The sequence below is a fragment of the Hymenobacter coccineus genome, assembly GCF_001816125.1.
GTDB lineage: Bacteria > Bacteroidota > Bacteroidia > Cytophagales > Hymenobacteraceae > Hymenobacter > Hymenobacter coccineus.
The window spans coordinates 1-17,940 of record NZ_MDZA01000066.1 but is presented as its reverse complement, the minus strand read 5'-3'; the positions used below and the strand labels follow the sequence as shown (position 1 = coordinate 17,940).

General features: G+C 64.5%; 16 protein-coding genes. 5 read left to right on the top strand and 11 right to left on the bottom strand.

Annotated elements, in window-relative coordinates; translation table 11 throughout:
• Nucleotides 1-104: 104 nt before the first annotated feature.
• Nucleotides 105-497 carry a VOC family protein gene (locus BEN49_RS05210; protein ID WP_070741733.1) on the bottom strand — a complete coding sequence of 131 codons (393 nt, stop codon included), beginning with the start codon at nucleotides 495-497 and terminating at the stop codon, nucleotides 105-107.
• A 3-nt stretch (nucleotides 498-500) separates the two neighbouring features.
• On the bottom strand, nucleotides 501-1,541 hold the full coding sequence (gene mnmH / locus BEN49_RS05205) for a tRNA 2-selenouridine(34) synthase MnmH (RefSeq protein ID WP_070741813.1): 1,041 nt from the start codon (nucleotides 1,539-1,541) through the stop codon (nucleotides 501-503).
• 178 nt (nucleotides 1,542-1,719) lie between these two features.
• Here mnmH and BEN49_RS05200 point away from each other — a divergent pair, with 178 nt between their 5' ends.
• Both BEN49_RS05200 and BEN49_RS05195 read left to right on the top strand, forming a co-directional pair.
• Nucleotides 1,720-3,186, top strand: a complete 1,467-nt coding sequence (locus BEN49_RS05200) for a complex I subunit 4 family protein (RefSeq protein ID WP_070741730.1) — start codon at nucleotides 1,720-1,722, stop codon at nucleotides 3,184-3,186.
• Between the two features lie 150 nt (nucleotides 3,187-3,336).
• The gene (locus BEN49_RS05195) at nucleotides 3,337-4,740 is read left to right on the top strand and encodes an NADH-quinone oxidoreductase subunit N (protein ID WP_070741727.1); all 1,404 of its coding nucleotides are present in this window, start codon (nucleotides 3,337-3,339) and stop codon (nucleotides 4,738-4,740) included.
• A gap of 169 nt (nucleotides 4,741-4,909) precedes the next feature.
• Here the strand turns inward: BEN49_RS05195 and BEN49_RS05190 are convergent, their stop codons facing one another.
• From BEN49_RS05190 to purH, 6 genes are all read right to left on the bottom strand, one after another.
• Nucleotides 4,910-6,745: a penicillin-binding transpeptidase domain-containing protein gene (locus BEN49_RS05190; protein WP_070741724.1), complete on the bottom strand. Its 1,836-nt coding sequence runs from the start codon at nucleotides 6,743-6,745 to the stop codon at nucleotides 4,910-4,912.
• A 79-nt stretch (nucleotides 6,746-6,824) separates the two neighbouring features.
• Nucleotides 6,825-7,343, bottom strand: a complete 519-nt coding sequence (locus BEN49_RS05185; RefSeq protein ID WP_239691817.1) for a hypothetical protein — start codon at nucleotides 7,341-7,343, stop codon at nucleotides 6,825-6,827.
• Nucleotides 7,344-7,348: 5 nt separating this feature from the next.
• Nucleotides 7,349-8,287, bottom strand: coding sequence for a rod shape-determining protein MreC (gene mreC / locus BEN49_RS05180; protein WP_070741718.1), 939 nt, complete (start codon nucleotides 8,285-8,287; stop codon nucleotides 7,349-7,351).
• Nucleotides 8,288-8,386: 99 nt separating this feature from the next.
• Nucleotides 8,387-9,412, bottom strand: coding sequence for a rod shape-determining protein (locus BEN49_RS05175; RefSeq protein ID WP_068228591.1), 1,026 nt, complete (start codon nucleotides 9,410-9,412; stop codon nucleotides 8,387-8,389).
• Between the two features lie 178 nt (nucleotides 9,413-9,590).
• Entirely contained in the window at nucleotides 9,591-9,755 is a 165-nt protein-coding gene (locus tag BEN49_RS27615) for a hypothetical protein (protein WP_158022756.1), read from the bottom strand.
• A gap of 178 nt (nucleotides 9,756-9,933) precedes the next feature.
• Entirely contained in the window at nucleotides 9,934-11,481 is a 1,548-nt protein-coding gene (purH, locus tag BEN49_RS05170; protein ID WP_070741715.1) for a bifunctional phosphoribosylaminoimidazolecarboxamide formyltransferase/IMP cyclohydrolase, read from the bottom strand.
• A gap of 173 nt (nucleotides 11,482-11,654) precedes the next feature.
• On the opposite strand from purH, the gene BEN49_RS05165 reads away from it, so the two are divergent.
• The 3 genes from BEN49_RS05165 to BEN49_RS05155 all read left to right on the top strand — a co-directional run bounded on the left by BEN49_RS05165 (nucleotide 11,655) and on the right by BEN49_RS05155 (nucleotide 14,300).
• Nucleotides 11,655-12,836 carry an acyl-CoA dehydrogenase family protein gene (locus tag BEN49_RS05165; RefSeq protein WP_083325794.1) on the top strand — a complete coding sequence of 394 codons (1,182 nt, stop codon included), beginning with the start codon at nucleotides 11,655-11,657 and terminating at the stop codon, nucleotides 12,834-12,836.
• 133 nt (nucleotides 12,837-12,969) lie between these two features.
• Nucleotides 12,970-13,707, top strand: coding sequence for a PIG-L deacetylase family protein (locus BEN49_RS05160; RefSeq protein WP_070741712.1), 738 nt, complete (start codon nucleotides 12,970-12,972; stop codon nucleotides 13,705-13,707).
• Nucleotides 13,704-14,300: a class I SAM-dependent DNA methyltransferase gene (locus BEN49_RS05155; RefSeq protein ID WP_070741708.1), complete on the top strand. Its 597-nt coding sequence runs from the start codon at nucleotides 13,704-13,706 to the stop codon at nucleotides 14,298-14,300. The genes BEN49_RS05160 and BEN49_RS05155 overlap by 4 nt, the downstream gene beginning before the upstream one ends.
• Before the next feature lie 4 nt (nucleotides 14,301-14,304).
• On the opposite strand, the gene BEN49_RS05150 is transcribed toward BEN49_RS05155, so the two are convergent.
• From BEN49_RS05150 to BEN49_RS05140, 3 genes are all read right to left on the bottom strand, one after another.
• Nucleotides 14,305-15,528 (bottom strand): glycosyltransferase family 2 protein, encoded by a 1,224-nt coding sequence (locus tag BEN49_RS05150; RefSeq protein ID WP_083325793.1) that lies wholly within the window; start codon nucleotides 15,526-15,528, stop codon nucleotides 14,305-14,307.
• Between the two features lie 278 nt (nucleotides 15,529-15,806).
• A complete protein-coding gene (locus BEN49_RS05145) occupies nucleotides 15,807-16,910 on the bottom strand; it encodes a BamA/TamA family outer membrane protein (RefSeq protein ID WP_158022755.1) in 1,104 nt (367 codons plus the stop codon).
• Nucleotides 16,911-17,095: 185 nt separating this feature from the next.
• On the bottom strand, nucleotides 17,096-17,940 hold an 845-nt coding region (locus tag BEN49_RS05140; protein ID WP_070741698.1), incomplete at its 5' end, for a geranylgeranylglycerol-phosphate geranylgeranyltransferase.

The following is a 17,940-nucleotide window of genomic DNA, read 5'->3' as shown; positions in this document are numbered from 1 at the left end:
GCGAACTTTGTAGTTCGCGTCTCTGCGCCGTTAGAATCGCCTTGTTAGCGCAAGGACGCGAACTACAAAGTTCGCGCTACTGAGCGCCGCGTAGCATCAGTTAATTACAGAGCCCAGGCCGCTTGCTGCAACACCACGCGGTAGCCGTCGGGGTCGGCAAAAGTGCGGCCTTGCGCATCCCAATACGGGTTGTGGGCTGGCACGGCGGCGTAGCCAGCCGCTTCGAGCCGGGCCGTGGCCGCCTGCCACGCTGCGGCGTCGGGGTAATAAAACACGAGCAAGTGCTCGGCGGTGGGCGCGGGCGCCACTAATTGACCATCCTCACGGGTGAATTCCAAGTGGTATGGGGCCCCGGGGTGGCCCAGCATCACCCCGTCGAAACCCTGGTGTGCGGTGAAGCCAGCCAAACGTTCAAGGCCCAGGCCTTCGCAGTAAAAATGCACCGGCGCAGCCAGGTCGTTGGTGGGCCGGGCCACGCGCAGCTTGGGAATCAGCATTTTTTATGAAGCGGTTGGCTGGAGCGTGGCCGCGGCGGCCAGCACCAATGCCGCGTTGGTGGCCCCGTCGGTATCGGCGGCGGGCATGGGCACGGTAAGGCGGCCGGCGGTGACGCTGGTCATGGTGTAGGCGTAGGTTTTGTCGTAATATGTCAGCACCAAGTCTACCATCGTCGCCATGTCGTTGTCGGCGATGGCGGCCAGGGCCTCCTTGGTGACGAGGCCACCGAGGCGCTTGCGCAGGCGCAGGATGGCGCTGGCCAGGGCCCCGGCGTCGTGGCGGCCGTACTCCAGGGCCAGCTTGGGCACGCGGGCGGCGCGGGGCACGTCGAGGGCCAGCAGCGGCGCGGCCTGCATCTGGTCGAAGAGCGGCGTGGGGATGTGCAGGCTGCCGATGGAGCGGCTTTCGTCCTCCACCCACACCGGCCGGTCGGCGGGCAGGGCCCCCAGCGCGGCGGCCAGGTTGTTCTCGAACTGCTCCTGCGTGGGCTGGGCCGGCTGCCCCAGGCTGCCGAACGACGAGCCCTTGTGGTGGGCCAGGCCCTCCAGGTCGAGCACCGGCTGGCCCTGGGCAGCCAGCGCGTGCAGCACCTCGGTTTTGCCGCTGCCGGTGTAGCCGCCCACCACGTACAGGGGCCGCAGCCGGGCAAATTCTGCCCCCGCCCAGCGGCGGTAGTCCTTGTAGCCGTGGTCGAGCAGGTTCACCTCGAAGCCAGCCAGCTCCAGCAGCCACTGCACGGCGCCGCTGCGCATGCCGCCGCGCCAGCAGTGCAGGCGCACTTCCTGGCTGGGGGCCAGCTGCTTGGCCTGCTCCACCAGGGCCCGCATTTTCGGGCCAAAAAAATCGAGGCCCAGCAGCACGGCCTTGTCGGGGTTCACCTGCTTATAGGTAGTGCCGATGCGGGCACGCTCATCATCGGAGAACAGCGGCAGGCTGAGGGCCCCCGGGATGTGGCCCTGGGCGTACTCGGCCGGGGCCCGCACGTCGAGGATAGGCACGGTGGCCGGGGCCGTCAAAAAATCGGCAATGGGGCTGCGGGCCATACGGGTTTGGGCAAGGGGCCCCGCCAACGGGCAGGGCCAGTGAGGCGAAATTACTCCCGCCCCCGCATAAAGTTGGCCTTCGAAACTTTATAGGCGCGCGCTCTTATCTGGCAATGCGTAAGTTTGCACGCAATTCGCGGCCCGGTTCGGGAGCCGCCGCCGCCCTTCTGCCTTGCCGATGCTGACTGCTGTACTGCTTTTTCTCCCCCTGGCCGCCGCGCTGCTGCTCCACTTCACCAAAGGAGCCACCGCCCGGGCCCTGGCCCTGGGGGCCACCCTGGTCGAATTTGCCCTGGCCATCTTCGTCGCCATCGATTTCGTCCGCCACGGCTCATCGGCCTACAACCTCGACTACGCCTGGGTGCAGTCGGCCGGCATCAACTTCCACCTTGGGCTCGACGGCCTCAGCCTGCTACTGGTGCTGCTCACCACGTTTCTGGTGCCGCTGATTTTGCTGGCCGCGTTCCGGGGTAATTACGAGAATCCCTCGGCCTTCTACGCCCTGGTGCTGTTCATGCAAACCGGCTTGCTCGGCGTGTTTATGTCGCTGGATGCCTTTCTGTTCTACTTCTTCTGGGAAGTGGCGCTCATCCCGATTTATTTCCTGGCCGGGGCCTGGGGCGGCGAGCGGCGCGTTGCCGTCACGCTCAAGTTTTTCCTCTACACCGTCGTGGGCTCGCTCTTCATGCTGGCCGGCTTCGTGTACCTGTACCTGCAAACCGGCCCCGCCGCCGGCAGCCTCGCCGCCCACTCCTCCGAGCTGTCGGCGTTTTATAAGCTGAAGCTGAGCGCCGGCGAGCAGTCGTGGCTGTTCTGGCTGATTTTCGCGGCCTTCGCCGTGAAGATGCCCATCTTCCCCTTCCACACCTGGCAGCCCGATACTTATACTGAGGCCCCCGCGCCGGCCACCATGCTGCTCTCGGGCATCATGCTGAAAATGGGCATCTACGGCACGTTGCGCTGGCTGCTGCCCATTGTGCCGCTCGGCGTCAGCCAGTGGCAGAAGCCGGTCATCATCCTGGCCGTCATCGGGGTTATCTACGGGGCCATCATCGCCATCCGGCAGCGCGACATGAAGCGCCTCATCGCCTACTCGTCGCTCTCGCACGTGGGCCTGATGGCGGCCGGCGTGTTCTCGCTCACCCAAATCGGCCTGCAAGGCGCCGTGGTGCAAATGCTGGCCCACGGCGTAAACGTGGTGGGCATGTTCTTCGTGGCCGACGCCATCGAGCGCCGCACCGGCACCCGCCTGCTGCCCGACCTCGGGGGCCTCACCCGCCGCACGCCGCTGCTCAGCGTGTGCTTTCTGGTGATGCTGCTTAGCACCGTGGCCTTGCCCCTCACGGGCGGCTTCGTGGGCGAGTTCCTACTGCTGGCCGGCATTTACCAGTACTCGGCTTGGGTGGGCGCAGTGGCCGGCCTCACCATCATCTTCTCGGCGGTGTACCTGCTGCGCTTGTTCCAACGCACCATGCTGGGCCCCGATTCGTCGTTCTCGGCCACCATCACCGACCTCACCGGCGGCGAGTTGGCCGTATTCGTGCCGCTCATCGTGCTGGTGTTCTGGCTGGGCTTGTTCCCTGGCACCTTCCTGCACTTGTCCGAGCCGGCCGTCAGCAGCATTTTGTCCGCTGTGGGGCGGTGATTTTAGCTATTGGCTGATGGCCGTTGGCTGTTAGCTTTTTTGGCCGCGCAAAGTCGCCTTGCTTGAATCACCTTTTTGGTCGAGCAGCCCCACGAATACCTCTAGCAAAAAAGCTAATAGCTATCAGCTAATGGCTAACAGCTCAAATCCATGACATCCATCATCCTCCTTTCCATCTTCGGCATCGTCCAGTTGTTTCTGGGCTTCTTGCGCTCGAACAAGGTGCTGCTGCCCGCCGTGATGCTGGTGCTGCTGGCCGTGTTTGGGGCCAACTTGGCCGACTGGAACCACGCGCCGCAGTCGTTCTTCAATCAGATGCTGACCGTGGACCACTACACCGTGGCTTTCACGGGCATCGTGGTGCTCACGGCGCTGCTGCTGCTGCCCTTCTCGCGCAGCTACGTGGTGGCCCACGAGCCCAATCTAGCCGAGTACTACGCACTGCTGCTGTTCTCGCTCGTGGGGGCCATCATGATGATTGGCTACGACCATTTGCTGATGCTGTTTGTGGGCATTGAAATCCTGAGCATTAGCATGTACGTACTGGCCGGCGCCAGCAAGCGCGATTCACGCTCGAACGAAGCCGCCCTCAAGTATTTTCTGATGGGGGCCTTCGCCACCGGCATTTTGCTCTTCGGCATCGCGCTGCTCTACGGCGCCACCGGCACCTTCGCCCTCTCGCAGCTCGCCACCGCCGTAGCTGCCCCCGCCAACGCCAGCCTGCTGCCCATGCTCTACATCGGCATCCTGCTGATGATCATCGGCATTGGCTTCAAGGTATCGGCCGCGCCCTTCCACTTCTGGACGCCCGACGTCTACGAAGGCACGCCCACGTTCTTCACCGCTTTCATGAGCACGGTGGTGAAAACGGCCGGATTTGCGGCGTTCCTGAAGCTGCTGGCCGTGGCCCTGCCGGCCGCCCAGGGCTTTTGGGCCCCCACCATCCAGGCCATGTGCGCCCTCACGCTGCTGCTCGGCAACGTGGGCGCCGCCGCCCAAACCACCACCAAGCGCATGCTGGCCTACTCCAGCGTGAGCCACGCCGGCTACCTGCTTATCGGCCTAGTGGCCGGCAACGGCAGCCTCACGGGCCCCGCCGCCAACGGCATTTTCTTCTACTCGCTCGCCTATTCCATTGCCACCGTGGCCGCCTTCGGCGTGCTGAAGCTGGTAGCCGACCACCGCCAGCGCGACGACTACGCCGGCCTGAACGGCCTGGGCAAAACCAACCCCCTGCTGGCTTTCGTGATGACCGTGGCCATGCTTTCGCTGGCCGGCATTCCACTCACGGGTGGCTTCTTCGGAAAGTTTTTCCTGCTCACCGCCGCCGTCGGCCAGGGTCACATTGGCCTCGTGGTATTCGCCGTCATTATGAGCATGGTAGGCATTTACTATTACCTGCGCCCCATCATCGCCATGTACCTACGCCCCGCTGAGGGCCCCACCGCCGAGGCGGTGCCAGTCGATGGCCTCCAGTCTTTCACGCTGGGTCTGCTGGCGCTGCTCACCATCGCGCTGGGCATCCTGCCGGGCTTGCTGAGCGGGATTTTGTAGAACACCATTTTCCCATAAAAAGAAAGGCCACCCAATCCGGATGGCCTTTCTTTTTATGGGAAAATAGATAGCACAGGCTTCCTATACTTCATCAGGATACCCACCATCAAGAGAAGATGAAAGCCTCACCACACCGACGGCGCACCTTATAAATACAACTTGGCTTGCTTCAGTGTAGGTGCGATGTCAAATTGCCATATTTAATCCACTCTTCCATACGCTTGTGGTAGCCCACCACGTGGCCGCGCAGGTACTTTTCAATCATCAGGCCGGCGGCGGGGGCGGCGCTGCTGCCCCCGAAACCGCTGTTCTCGATGAACACGGCGATGGCAATTTTGGGGTTTTCGGCCGGGGCGAAGGCGGCGAAGGTAGCGTGGTCGAAACCGTGCGGGTTTTGCACGGTGCCGGTTTTGCCGGCTACTGAAATGCCAAATTCGCGCAGCGAAGCCAAGCTACCAGTGCCGCCGCGGCCGTCCACCACTTCCTGCATTCCGGGGATGATGTACTTGAAATAGGCCGTGTCCACGGCCGTGTAGTGCCGCTCGCGGTACTTTTCCAGGGGCCCCGCGTTGCCGATGCCCTTCACAAAGTGAGGCGTGTAGTAGTAGCCGCGGTTGGCGATGGTGGCCAGCACGTTGGCCATTTGCAGGCCCGTAATGCCGATTTCGCCCTGGCCAATGGCCAGCGAGTACACGGTTTTGAAGTTCCAGCGGTGGTAGCCGAGATGCTTGTCGTAATACTCGGGCGACGGGATGAGGCCGCGCTTTTCCTGGCTCATGTCTACGCCCAGCTTCTCGCCAAGGCCAAAGGATTTCACCATCTTCTGCCACTCGCCCAGGCCCAGGCGGGCGTCCTCGAAGCGGTTGGGCGACTTGCCGCGTACCACTGCCGCCCGCATTACTTGATAGAAGTACGGGTTGCAGCTGTTTTTAATGGCGATGCTGACGTTGGACGGGTACTCGTGGTTGTGCGTGCAGCGCACCAGCTTCTGGTTGCACGGAAAGCCCGTGCCCGGCGTCACGACGCCCAACTGCAAAGCCACCAGCTCGTTCACCAGCTTAAAGACCGAACCCGGCGGATAGGTGGCCATCAGGGGCCTATCGAACAGCGGCCGGTCAGGGTTGCGCAGCAAGTCCATGTAGCGGTTGCCCATGCCCTTGCCGGTGAGGGTTTCGGGCGTGTAGTGCGGGGCCGACACAAAGCACAGTATCTCGCCCGTTTTGGGGTCGATGGCCACGATGGAGCCGCGCCGCCCGGCCAGCAGCTCTTCGCCGTAGGCCTGCAGCTCGGCGTCGATGCTCAGGTGCAAGTCCTGCCCGGCCACCGAAAGCGTGTCGAACTCACCGCCCCGGAACGCGCCTTTCTCCACGCCGCGCACGTTCACCATCTTGAACTGCACCCCGCGGCGGCCCATCAGCGTGGGCTCGTAGAACGACTCCAGGCCGGCGATGCCCACATTTTCGCCCGCGCCGTAGCGCCCGTATTTAGGCAGTTCCAGCAGCTTGGGCGTGATGGGCCCCACGTAGCCCAGGGCGTGGGCCAGGTTGGGCGTGCGGTAGGCCCGCGCCATGCGCGCCTGGGTGTGGAAGCCTGGGAAGTCAATCAGGTTGTCCTCAATGGCGGCTCGCTCGGCCAGGCTCAGGTTTTGCACCAGCGGCGAGGGCTTGGTGCGCGAATACTTCCGGGCGGCCTTTAGGCCCTCGCGCAGGCTTTCAATCGGAATTTGCAGCAGCTGGCAGAAGCGGGCCGAGTCGAGGCCCTTGACCTCGCGGGGCACCACCATCAGGTCGTACACAGGCGTGTTAGTAACGAGCAACTGGTTTTTGCGGTCGTAAATCGCGCCCCGGTAGGGCACTTGCACCAAGCGCTGCAAGGTGTTCCGGTCGGCCGCCAGCTTGTAGGTACCGTCCAGTACCTGCATAAAAAAGAGCCGCGTGGCAAACACCAGCCCCACGAGTAGAAATATGCCTTGCACCACGTAGCGCCGGCCTTCCAGGTATTGCATAATATAAAGTTACAACCGAACCGGGGCCCCTGCCCAGCTTAATTCGGGCCCCTGGCCCAGCTTAATTTGGGGCCCCGGCCTACTGCCGGTTGCGCCGCACCGGGAAAAACAGCAGCTGCACAATCAGCAGCGCCACGCACGTGAAGGCCCAACTGGCCCCCACCTTCTCCAGCGTGAAGCCGAAGTGGCGGAAGCTGCCCAGCTCCAACAAGAAAAACGCCAGGTGGTGCACCAGCACCAGCACACCCAGGTAGGTCAGGAACCACGCAGGGCCCATAAAGTGCACGTTCACCGCATCCACGGCGTCGTAGCCGTCACGCGGGCGCAGCAGGCGCAGCACCGCCGGCCGCACGAAAGCCAGCATCACCGCCGCCGCTGCGTGCAGGCCCCCGGTGTCATAAAAAATGTCCATCGTCAGGCCCATGCCGAAGGCCAGCAGGAGCTGCACCACCACCGGCGTGCCCAGCGGCAGAAACAGTACAAACCCCAGGTAAAAGAAGCACCAGCCCGCATCGAACAGCACCAACCGACTGATGATGAACACGTGCACCAGCGTGTAGACGAGGTAGCGCAGCGCCTGCCCCAGCAAAAGGCCCACTATTTTCATGGCCGGCCCCCCTTTCCGACCGGCGGCAGGGCGCGGGCCTCCACGGTGTCGCGCTCGGGGCGCGTGCGGTTCGTCACCACGTACACGTAAGTCAGGTTGCTGAAATCGGCCCCCAGGCGCAGGCGCACCGTCCAGAAGTTTTTGTCCGGCTCCTTCACAAACGAGGCCACGGTGCCGATGAACACGCCCTCCGGAAAAATAGCGTTGTAGCCGCTCGTCACCACGGTATCGCCCACCACCAGCCGGTTCTGGCGCGGAATGTCGTCGAGCAGCGCCTGGGTGGGGTCATCGCCGGGCCAGTGTACGCTGCCGAAGGTGTTGTCGCGCTTGATTTTGGCCGACACGCTGGTTTTGGAGTGCAGCAGGCTGGTGGCGGTGGCGTAGTGCTCGGTGGCGGCCTTGATGCGGCCCACCACGCCGGTGGCGGCCAGCACGCCCAGGCCGGGCCGCACGCCGTCGGCCAGGCCCACGTTCAGCGTAAAGTAGTTGTCTACGCTGCGCAACGTGTTGTTAATCACCCGGGCCGGCACAAGCGGGTAGTTGGGGTCGCGGGCGGCCAAGCGCTGTTGGGCCAGCAGCAGGGTATCGGGCCGCTGAAACGGGCGCACGTAGCGCACGCGGCGCAGGGTGTCGCCGGGGGCCGGGGGCACGGCCAGCGAGTCGGCCTCGCGCCGGCTCGCGTCGGGTGGGTACAGCTGCTGGCGCAGGCGGGCATTTTCGGCCAGCAGTTGCTGGTTTAGGGCCCCCAGGTGGAAGTAGTCGAGCACCTCGGTGCGGCGGGCCAGCACCACGCCCGCGTAGGCATTGGCCGAGTTGAAGAACGCCGCCCGCTGGTACGAGCTGCTGGTCACAAACAAGTACAAGCTAATTACTTCCAGCACTCCAAACACCAACAGCCCCTGAAACCGCGCCAGAAATAACAGCAGGTTTTTCATTTATCAATCAACATTTATCATTTAACACATTGGGCTCTGCAAAGCCCAGACGGTCAGCCACTACTGGTTGTTAAATGTTATTGATAATTGTTAAATGCCCTACGTCAGCAGCACGCCCTTAAAGGCCTGAATGTCTTTGATGGCCCGGCCGGTGCCGCGCACCACGGCGCGCAGCGGGTCTTCGGCGATGTGGATGGGCAGCTTGGTTTTGGCAGCCAGGCGCTTGTCGAGGCCACGCAACAGGGCCCCGCCGCCGGTGAGGTGGATGCCGTGCTCGTAGATGTCGGCCGACAGCTCGGGCGGCGAAATCTCCAAGGCTTTCAATACGGCTTCCTCAATTTTGGCCACCGATTTATCCAGCGCAATGGCGATTTCCGAGAACGTGACCTTAATGACTTTGGGAATGCCCGTCATTAGGTCGCGGCCGCGCACCTCGTGGTCCGGTGGCGGGTTGTCCAGTTCGGTAAGCGCAGCGCCGACCTCAATTTTGATGCGCTCAGCCGACCGCTCGCCGATGAGCAAGTTGTGCTGGCGGCGCATGTAATCCAGGATGTCCTGGTTGAATACGTCGCCGGCCGTCTTGATGCTCTGGTCGCACACGATGCCCGAGAGGGCAATCAGGGCAATTTCGGACGTACCGCCCCCGATGTCGATGATCATTGAGCCCACCGGCTGGTGCACGTCGATGCCGATGCCAATAGCCGCGGCCATCGGCTCCTGAATCATCCAAACTTCCTTAGCGCCGGCGTGCTCGGCGGAGTCACGCACGGCGCGTTTCTCCACCTCGGTAATGCCCGACGGGATGCAGATAACCATGCGGTGCGAAGGCTGGAACAGCCGCTTGCGCGTGTCAATCATCTTAATGAGGCCCTTGATCATCTCCTCCGCCGCGTGGAAATCGGCAATTACGCCGTCTTTCAGCGGGCGAATGGTTTTGATGTTGTCGTGGGTTTTCTCGTGCATTTGCTGGGCCTGGCGGCCCACAGCGATGATCTTATTCGTAGTGCGGTCTTTGGCGATGATGCTCGGCTCATCCACCACGATTTTGTCGTTGTGGATGATGAGCGTGTTGGCCGTGCCCAGGTCGATGGCGATGTCGCTGGTCAGGAAGTTAAAGAAACCCATTGAGTTAAATCAGAATAGCAGCGCAACGACCGGGGCCACGCAGCAATAAGTGGGTAAAGGTACGGAAGTAATGAGGGTATCCGAGGCCGGGGTTACGTCCTGGTTTTCCTTCGCAAAGTACCGGGCACACCCTCGTACCGGGCAGGGCCCCAACGCCCAAACTGGCCGGCTAGTATGCCTAGCGCCGCCGCCCCTTATTAGCAGCCGCTATTGTGGCCCCCGCCACCGTGAGCCCGCCCACCGCTACCAGCACCGTGCCCACCACGCCCAGCCCGGGCGCCAGCAGGCGCAGCAAAATACCAAGGGCCAGCAAGGCGTATCCCACAACGGTGGCGTATCTCACAAGGAAGGGAATTTGCGCGGCCCGGGGGCCCCAGAATTAATGCTTGAGCGGGGTGGGTGGTCCGGCGACTTTTTCAGTCGTCGGACCACTCTTGTTACAGCGCGGCGCAGCTGTTCAATCGCCAGAGTGGCCCGACGACTGAAAAAGTCGCCGGACCACGTCCGCTTGCAGCCGCTGCCTAGTGCTTGAAGTGGCGCACGCCGGTGAGCACCATGGCCATGCCACGCTCGTCGCAGGCGCGGATGCTGTCGGCGTCTTTGATAGAGCCGCCGGGCTGCACCACGGCCCGAATGCCGGCCGCGCCGGCAATTTCCACGCAGTCGGGGAAGGGGAAAAAGGCGTCGGAGGCCATCACCGCGCCTTGCAGGTCGAAGCCGAAGGCGTGGGCTTTTTCGATGGCCTGGCGCAGGGCGTCCACGCGCGAGGTTTGGCCGACGCCCGAAGCCAACAGCTGGCCGGCGCGGGCCAGCACGATGGTGTTGCTCTTGGTGTGCTTGCAGATTTTGCCGGCAAACTCAAGGGCCGCCGTTTCTTCGGCCGTGGGGGCTGACTGGGTGACGACGCGGAAATCAGCCGCGGTTTCGCTTTGAAGGTCAGCATCTTGCTCGATGAGCCCGTTGAGCAGGGTTTTGATTTGCTTGGCAGGAAACTCGACCGGCTTTTGGCGCAGCAGGATGCGGTTTTTCTTGCTTTGCAGCAGCGGCAGGGCGTCGGGCGCAAAGCTGGGCGCAATCAGTACCTCAAAAAATAGCTGGCTCAGCTCGGCGGCGGTGGCCGCGTCCACTTCCTTGTTCACGATGATGACCCCGCCAAATGCCGACACCGGATCGCAAGCCAGGGCTTGCACGTAGGCGTCGTGCAGGGTGCCGGCCAGGGCCACGCCGCAGGCGTTGGTGTGCTTGAGGATGGCGCAGGCGGGGGCCCCGTCGGCAAACTCGCGCATGAGTTGCACAGCGGCGTCCACATCCACCAGGTTGTTGTAGCTCAGCTGCTTGCCGTGCAATTGATCGAACAGAGCCTCCAGGTCGCCGTAGAACGTGCCGGCCTGGTGGGGGTTCTCGCCGTAGCGCAGGGCCGTGGCGGGGCCCTGGGCGCCGGCCGGAGCGGCGGCAGCGTCGTTCGCGGCCAGGTCGGTGCCCTGGCTCACGTACTTGAAGATTTCGGTGTCGTAGTGGCTGGTGGTGGCGAAGGCGGCGGCGGCGTAGTGGCGGCGGTCCTCCAAGTCAGTGGCGCCGTTTTTAGTGGCCAGCAGCTCGGCCACGGCGGCGTACTGCTCGCGGCTGCTGACAACCAGCACGTCACGGTAGTTTTTGGCGGCGGCGCGCAGCAGGGCGATGCCGCCGATGTCAATCTTCTCGATAACGTCGGCCTCGGGGGCCCCGCTGGCCACGGTTTCTTCAAAAGGGTACAAATCGACCACCACCAAATCGATGGGCGGGATGCCGTGCTGTTCGGCCTGGGCGAGGTCGCCGGGCTCGTGGCGGCGGTGCAGAATGCCGCCGAACACCTTGGGGTGCAGCGTTTTCACACGGCCGCCGAACACTTCGGGGAAGCCGGTGAGATCTTCCACGGCCGTGACGGCCGCGCCTTCGCTTTCGAGGAATTGCTGGGTGCCGCCGGTCGAGTACAGCGTAACGCCGTGCTGGCGGAGCACCTGCACCAGGGGCCCCAATCGGTCTTTGTGGTAGACGGACAATAGGGCAGCGCGAACGGGACGGGACGACATAAACGGCGGAAAAAGCTACGGCGGGATTGCCGCCGCAAAGGTACGCCGCCCCTCCGCCGGGGGCCAAAGCCGGCCGTAATTGAATTTAACGCCGATGCTGCATAAGCGCGGCAGGAACATGGGGCCCCATTTTGGAGTATAGTTTCATTCACCCGCCTTTCACCCGCGCGCCGATGGTTGCTGAAGTTACACGTGCCGATTCCCCCGCCATTGCCGACCCTGCTTTGTCCTTGCTAACCACGCCCGCCGCGGCCGTGCAGGCCGCCAGGACCCTGGCCCCACGCCTGTTTGCCCAAGCCGCCGCCACCGATGCCGAGGCAATATTTCCCGCCCAGGAATTTGACTGGCTGCGGGCGGCCGGGCTGCTCACCGCGGCGCTGGCCCCCAACTTGGGCGGCGCCGGCCTGGGGGCCCCCGCCGCCACCGAGGAGTTGCTGACCGTGCTGCGCCACGTCGGCCGGGGCAACCTGGCCGTGGGCCGGCTGTACGAAGGCCATACCAACGCGCTGCTGCTCATGCAGTTGTTTGGCACACCGGCGCAGGCCGCGCGCTGGGCCGGCGACGCGGCCGCCGGCCTGCTGTTTGGCGTGTGGAACACCGAAGACCCCGCCCACGGCGTGCGGCTGGAGGCGCTGCCCAACGGCCGCTACCGCCTGCACGGCGCCAAAACCTTCGCCTCGGGGGCCGGCTACGTGGCGCGGCCACTCCTCACGGGGGCCCTGCCCGACGGCCAAGGCTGGCAGATGCTGGTGCTGCCCGCTGATGCGCAGCCGCCCGTGCTCGACCGCTCGTTTTGGCGGCCGCTGGGGATGCGCTCCACCGCCAGCCACCGCGCCGACCTTACTGGGCTGGAAATTGGGCCCGACGACCTGCTGGGCCCGCCCAACGCCTACTACCGCCAGCCGTGGTTTGGGGGCGGGGCCAGCCGCTTTGCGGCCGTGCAGCTGGGGGGAGCCGAGGCAGTGTACGACGAAACCCGCCGCTTTTTGCAGGGCTTGGGGCGTACCGACGACCCCTACCAGCGCCAGCGCCTGGGCCAAATGGCCTTGCTTATCGAAAGCGGCCGGCAGTGGCTGCGCGGCGCGGCCGCCCACGCCATCCTCCCCGATGATGCCGGGGTCCCCGCCAGCCCCGCGGCCGGGGCCTACGCTAACCTCGTGCGCACCGCCATCGAGCAGATTGGCCTGGCCGTGCTGCCGCTGGCCGAGCGCTGCGTGGGGGCCCGCGGCCTGCTCCAGCCCGAGCCTTTCGAGCGCCTGCACCGCGACCTGACCCACTACCTGCGCCAGCCGGCCCCCGATTTCGTACTGGCCGACGTAGGCCGTTTCGTGCTGGAAGGCAATGATTTGTACTGATGCCATTATTTTTCAACCCAATTAGTCAAAAGTGGAGAGTTAAAAGTTAAAGCCCTGTTTAAAGCTGTTTTAGCTCTTCAATTTTAACCTTTCCCAGAAAATCATACTGGCCCTAACAACCGCCTTATTATCCATGCTGCCTTTTGCTGATTACCCTGTGCGACTGGCCGATTTCGCCGCCACGCTGGGGCCCACGCTCATCATCGTGCCGCACCCCGACGACGAGGCCCTGGGTTGCGGGGGGCTGCTGGCCCTGCTGCGGCGGGCCGGCCAGCCCGTGCACGCTGCCTTGGTGAGCGACGGCACCATGTCGCACCCCAATTCGGCCGTGTTTTCGGCCCCCGCCCGGCGGGCCGTGCGCGAGGGCGAGCTGCGCCACGCCCTGGCTTTGCTCGGCGTGCACACCGAGCCGCTGCTGCTGCGCCTGCCCGACGCGGCCGTGCCCACGGGCCCCGCGCAGCCCGGCTTTGCCGAAGCGGCGGAGCAGTTGCGGGCGTTTGTGGCTGAGAACCAAGTAGCCACGGTGCTGCTGCCTTGGCGGCGCGATCCACACCCCGACCACCGCGCTAGCTACCAGCTGGCCCAGGCCGCGCTGGCCGGGCTGCCCGCCGCGCCGCGCCAGCTCGAGTACGTGGTGTGGGCCTGGCAGCGCGCCGCCCCTACCGACTTGCCCCAGCTGGCTGACCACGTGGCTGGGTTCCGGCTGGCCATTGGCGAAGTATTGTCCCAGAAGCTGGCCGCCATCGCCGCCCACCGCTCGCAGGTGGCGCCGGGCGTATTCACCGACGATGCGCAGGGCTTTTTACTGGCCGATGACATGCTGGCCAAATTTAACCAGCCTTTCGAGGTTTATTTTGAGAACCACGCATGAATGAGAACCAACCCGATAGCCTGAACGGCAAGTATTTCGACGACGTGTACCAGGCCAATTCCGACCCGTGGGGCTTCGAAACCAGCCCCTACGAGCACGCCAAATACGCGGCCTCGCTGGGGGCCCTGCCCCGGACGCACTACCCGCGGGCGTTCGAAATTGGCTGCTCGCTGGGCGTATTCACGGCCCAACTGGCACAGCGCTGCGACCACCTGCTGGGAGTGGATGTAAGCGCCGAAGCCCTGGCGCAGGCCCGCCGCCGCTGCGCCGATTTGCCCCAGGTAACCTTGCAACAAATGCAGTTGCCTGACGAGTTTCCGCAGGGGCCCTTCGACCTCATCACCCTCTGCGAAGTGGGCTACTACTGGAATTTCGCCGACTTAGCGCGCGCCGCCGACTGCATCGCCGGGACCCTCCCGGCCGGCGGCCAGCTACTGCTTGTGCACTGGACGCCCCCCGTGCACGACTACCCACTGACGGGCGACGAGGTGCACGAGTTTTTTCTCCAAAAAGTTGGCAATAAGGGCCCTTGGACGCACCTCGGCGGTCAGCGCCACCCGCAATACCGGCTCGACGTGCTGGAAAAAAGGTAGTTTATTAGCCCGCGGTTGGGGCCCGCAGCCAGGCCAGCGCTTCGGCAAGCGGCACCTGGGGCGCGGCCACGCCGGCGGTGGCACGGGCCTCGGCCACCCAGTCCCAGAGCCGGCCGAAGGTGCAGCTGGCCAGCACCTGCCGGGCCAACTGCTTCTCGGGTAGGCCCAGCGCAGCCGCTACGCCCTGCCCCGGCACCCCAAACGGGGCGGCGTGGCTCCACCAAGCGCGCAGCTGCCGGCGCGCCCGCCACTGCGCGGCCAAGTGCTGCGGGCATGGCACCAGCGGCTCGTGGCGCGCCGTGCTCTGGGCAGCCCACTCGCGCAATTGCCAGGAGAGGCCCACCTCCACGCGGCCGCACTGGCGGGCCGAGGTGTACACCACCACCCGTGGGCTGTGGCGCAGGCGCAGGTCGTGGCGGCGCAGCTGCTGGCACAGGGCCTCGTCCTCCAGGTAGCGCACTACGGGCAGGCCCCCCACGCGGCGGTAGGCGCGGGCGGTAAGGGCCAGGCTGGCCCCAAAGTGCTGGTGGTGGCGCGGCCACGGGTCGGCGGCCTGCGGGTCGAGCTGGGCTTCGAGGCGGGCGCACCACAGGTGGTAGGCCGCGTCGCGGAGCTGGGTACGGCGCACCCAATCGGGGGCCCCAGCGGCCACGGGTGGGTCGGTGGGCACGGGCGGCGCGTCGGTGAGGATGCGGCCGCCCACGGCGTCAGCCCCGGCGGCAATTTCGGCCTGGGTGGAGGCCAACCAGTCGGGGGCTACGCGGGTATCGGCATCGGTGCTGGCAATGAGGCCGTTGAAGCGCCCCAGGCTCAGCAAGCGCAGGCAGGCCTCGTCCATCAGCAGGCGGCGGGCGCGGCCCACGTGGGCATCGGGGGCGGCCAGGCGCAGGCGGGCCACGTGCACGGCCAGGGCCGGGTGCTGGCCCGCAAAGTGGCGCACGGCGGCGGCCGTGCCATCGGTGCAGTTGTTGGCCAGCACCAGTACCTCGAAGCTATCGGGCGGCAGCGGCTGGCCAGCCAAGTCGACCTGCGCAGCCAGGGCCGCCAGGGTAGCGGGCAGCGAGGCGGCCTCGTCCTTGGCCGGGATGATGACGCAGGCCCGCAACGCAGCCCGGGGCGGCGGCAGTTGTTGGTGCAGCCGCCGCGCGTAGTCGGGAGCAAGCAGCGGGGGTAGGGCAGCGGTCGCTTCGAGGGTAGCTTGGAAACGCAACGGGGTAGCGGAAGGCATGGTACAGGGCTTCTACGCCCCGGCCGGGGCCCCGGTTGGCAAAATCAGCGTTTCCGCGGGATAAAAGCCCCGTGTTTTTAGCGCTATTCTACCGGATGAATTGTGATTGAAATTTCAGCCGAAAAACCCGAATTCAACATATTAAAAATCAATATTGTGCACAGCTCTAATGCTGTGAGTTTATAAATCAGCAGTGCAAATTTTATTTTACCTAAAAAGCAAAGGCCCCGGCCCTGCTTAGCAGAACCGGGGCCCCCAGCCGTAACTAATTGGCCGTGTTAGAAGGCTTCGCCGATAGCGAAGAGGAAGCCCGATTGCGAACCGGCGCCCACTGCATAATCGAGGCGTAGGTTCACCCGGTCGCGGCGAATGAAGTTGAAGCGTATGCCGGCACCGCCCGCACCGCGTACTTGGTTGAGCGAAAAGTCTTTGGCACCATTGGCTACTTCGCCCACGCCGGCAAACGCCGCACCGTCGATGCGCCAGAACAAGTGCTGGCGCAGCTCGGCCTGGAACATCATCATCTGGCGGTCGCGGTAGCGCTGTTCGTAAATGCCCCGCAGCAAGTTGGCGTTGTTGTACAGCGTACCGCCCAGGTTGGCCCCAATGCCGGCCAACTCACGAAACGGCACGTCGCCGGTGTGAAACTGCCCCAGAAACTGCATCGCCAAAATGGTTTTATCAGAGAAGATGGGCTGGTAGTGGCGGGCATCTATCTGGTAGCGAATGAATTTGTAGTCCGACCCCAAGCCCTTGCCGTTAAACATCACGCTGGCGTCGAGCAGGTCGCCGTGGAAAGCAGCCAGTGCCACGTCGCGCGTATCGAGGGTAATAACCGGGCCCAGGCCCGATACCGTGGTGCCCATCCGCTCCCGGTCGCTCAGGCGCGGGTCGCGGTAGAAGTAGTTGGTGTTGCCATTGTCCGCGGCTCCTTCAGCCTGGATCTGGCTCATGTCGGTGAGGCGGTACTGGGCTCCAAAAAACAGCTTCGGCGCAATGGCCTTTTGCACGCGCTGGTTCACAATGAACAACTTGTAGGCGACATTCGACTGGTCGCTCGTCGACGAGTTATTACCCTTGCCATAATAATACAGCAGCTGGTCGTAGCCGCTGATTTCGCCGTTGAGGTAAAACTTCTCGCCCGGCGTGTAGATGGTGTGCACCAGCTGGATGAGCGACTGCTTCTTTGCCGTTTGCCAGTATTGGATACGGGCGTTGGACGAGCGCACCGTGGTATCCTGCCCAAAGCGGCCGCTGAGCAGGCCACCCAAGCCGTAGCCAAGGCCGGTTTCGGCCTGGTAAAACAGCACCGGAATGGGCAGAATAGTAATATTCTTCGTGGGCTTTCCAATGGCGGCGGGGGCCCGAGGGGCCGGCCTCACAGCGAGGGGTACTTGCGCGGTATCAGCCGGGGCCGTGGGCTGCGCCAGGGCGGAAAAAGACAGGCCGGCCAATAAGGCGGCAAGGGGTAAAAATTGCATCGGCTGGATAAAGCTGAATAAGAAATGAATTGTTCGAGCGCACTAACGAATTTATAGCCTCCGCGGTTGGCATTGGTTCTGAGGCCCTACCCCACCCCGCCCGCCAACGCCATGCTGAGCACACCGGCCAGCATGATGCCCTTGCACCACGTGCTGAGCTGGCGGAAGTGGTGGCGGCGGTCGGCCAGCACCAGCAGGCGCGCCAGGGCCCCCAGCGGCAGCAGCACCAGGGCCCCCAGCCACGCGGCCAGTGGCCAGGGCCCGTGCACCGCCAGCCAGGCCACCGCCCCACCCGTGAGAATGCCCAGGCAAGCCAGGAAAAATCCGGCCACCCACTTGGTGCGCACCACGCCCAGCACCAGCGGCAGCGTGTGGCAATCGTGCTGGGCATCGCCGCGCATGTCCTCCACGTCCTTCGCTATTTCGCGCACCACCGTGAGCAGAAAAGCCGCCAACGCGTAGCGCCACACCACCGGGTTGCCGGTGCGCAGCTGCAGCTCGGGCAGCAGCACCAGCGCCGCCGTGAGGGCCCCGATGCTGACGTTGCCCACCAGCGCCACCCGCTTGAAGCGGGCCGAATAGCCCCACAGCAGCAGCGCTGCCCCCAGCGTGACGCCCCCCAGCAGCGGCGACAGAAACGCGGCCAGCGCCACGCCCGCGCCGCTTAGCACCAGGTGGGCCAGCATGGCGGTGCGCCGCCGCACCACGCGCCCCACCACCAGCCGGTCGGGCCGGTTGATGGCGTCAATCTTCACGTCGTAGTAATCGTTGATGATGTAGCCGGCCGCCGCCACCAGCAGGGCGCTCAGCACCAGCAGGCCGAAGCGCGGGGCCAGCAGGGCCCCCAGCTGCCCCGGCAGCAGCAGCCCCGCCCGCACCAGCGCCAGGCTCAGCAGCATGATGAGCAGGTTGGGCCAGCGCACCAGGCCGG

Excerpts from the sequence above, each read along its gene's own strand:
- BEN49_RS05165 (WP_083325794.1), top strand. The coding sequence starts at position 11,655 with ATGGTTGCTGAAGTTACACGTGCCGATTCCCCCGCCATTGCCGACCCT.
- purH (WP_070741715.1), bottom strand. The coding sequence starts at position 11,481 with ATGTCGTCCCGTCCCGTTCGCGCTGCCCTATTGTCCGTCTACCACAAA.
- BEN49_RS05195 (WP_070741727.1), top strand. The coding sequence starts at position 3,337 with ATGACATCCATCATCCTCCTTTCCATCTTCGGCATCGTCCAGTTGTTT.
- BEN49_RS05175 (WP_068228591.1), bottom strand. The coding sequence starts at position 9,412 with ATGGGTTTCTTTAACTTCCTGACCAGCGACATCGCCATCGACCTGGGC.
- BEN49_RS05190 (WP_070741724.1), bottom strand. The coding sequence starts at position 6,745 with ATGCAATACCTGGAAGGCCGGCGCTACGTGGTGCAAGGCATATTTCTA.
- BEN49_RS05200 (WP_070741730.1), top strand. The coding sequence starts at position 1,720 with ATGCTGACTGCTGTACTGCTTTTTCTCCCCCTGGCCGCCGCGCTGCTG.
- BEN49_RS05210 (WP_070741733.1), bottom strand. The coding sequence starts at position 497 with ATGCTGATTCCCAAGCTGCGCGTGGCCCGGCCCACCAACGACCTGGCT.
- BEN49_RS05155 (WP_070741708.1), top strand. The coding sequence starts at position 13,704 with ATGAATGAGAACCAACCCGATAGCCTGAACGGCAAGTATTTCGACGAC.
- mnmH (WP_070741813.1), bottom strand. The coding sequence starts at position 1,541 with ATGGCCCGCAGCCCCATTGCCGATTTTTTGACGGCCCCGGCCACCGTG.
- BEN49_RS05150 (WP_083325793.1), bottom strand. The coding sequence starts at position 15,528 with ATGCCTTCCGCTACCCCGTTGCGTTTCCAAGCTACCCTCGAAGCGACC.
- mreC (WP_070741718.1), bottom strand. The coding sequence starts at position 8,287 with ATGAAAAACCTGCTGTTATTTCTGGCGCGGTTTCAGGGGCTGTTGGTG.
- BEN49_RS05160 (WP_070741712.1), top strand. The coding sequence starts at position 12,970 with ATGCTGCCTTTTGCTGATTACCCTGTGCGACTGGCCGATTTCGCCGCC.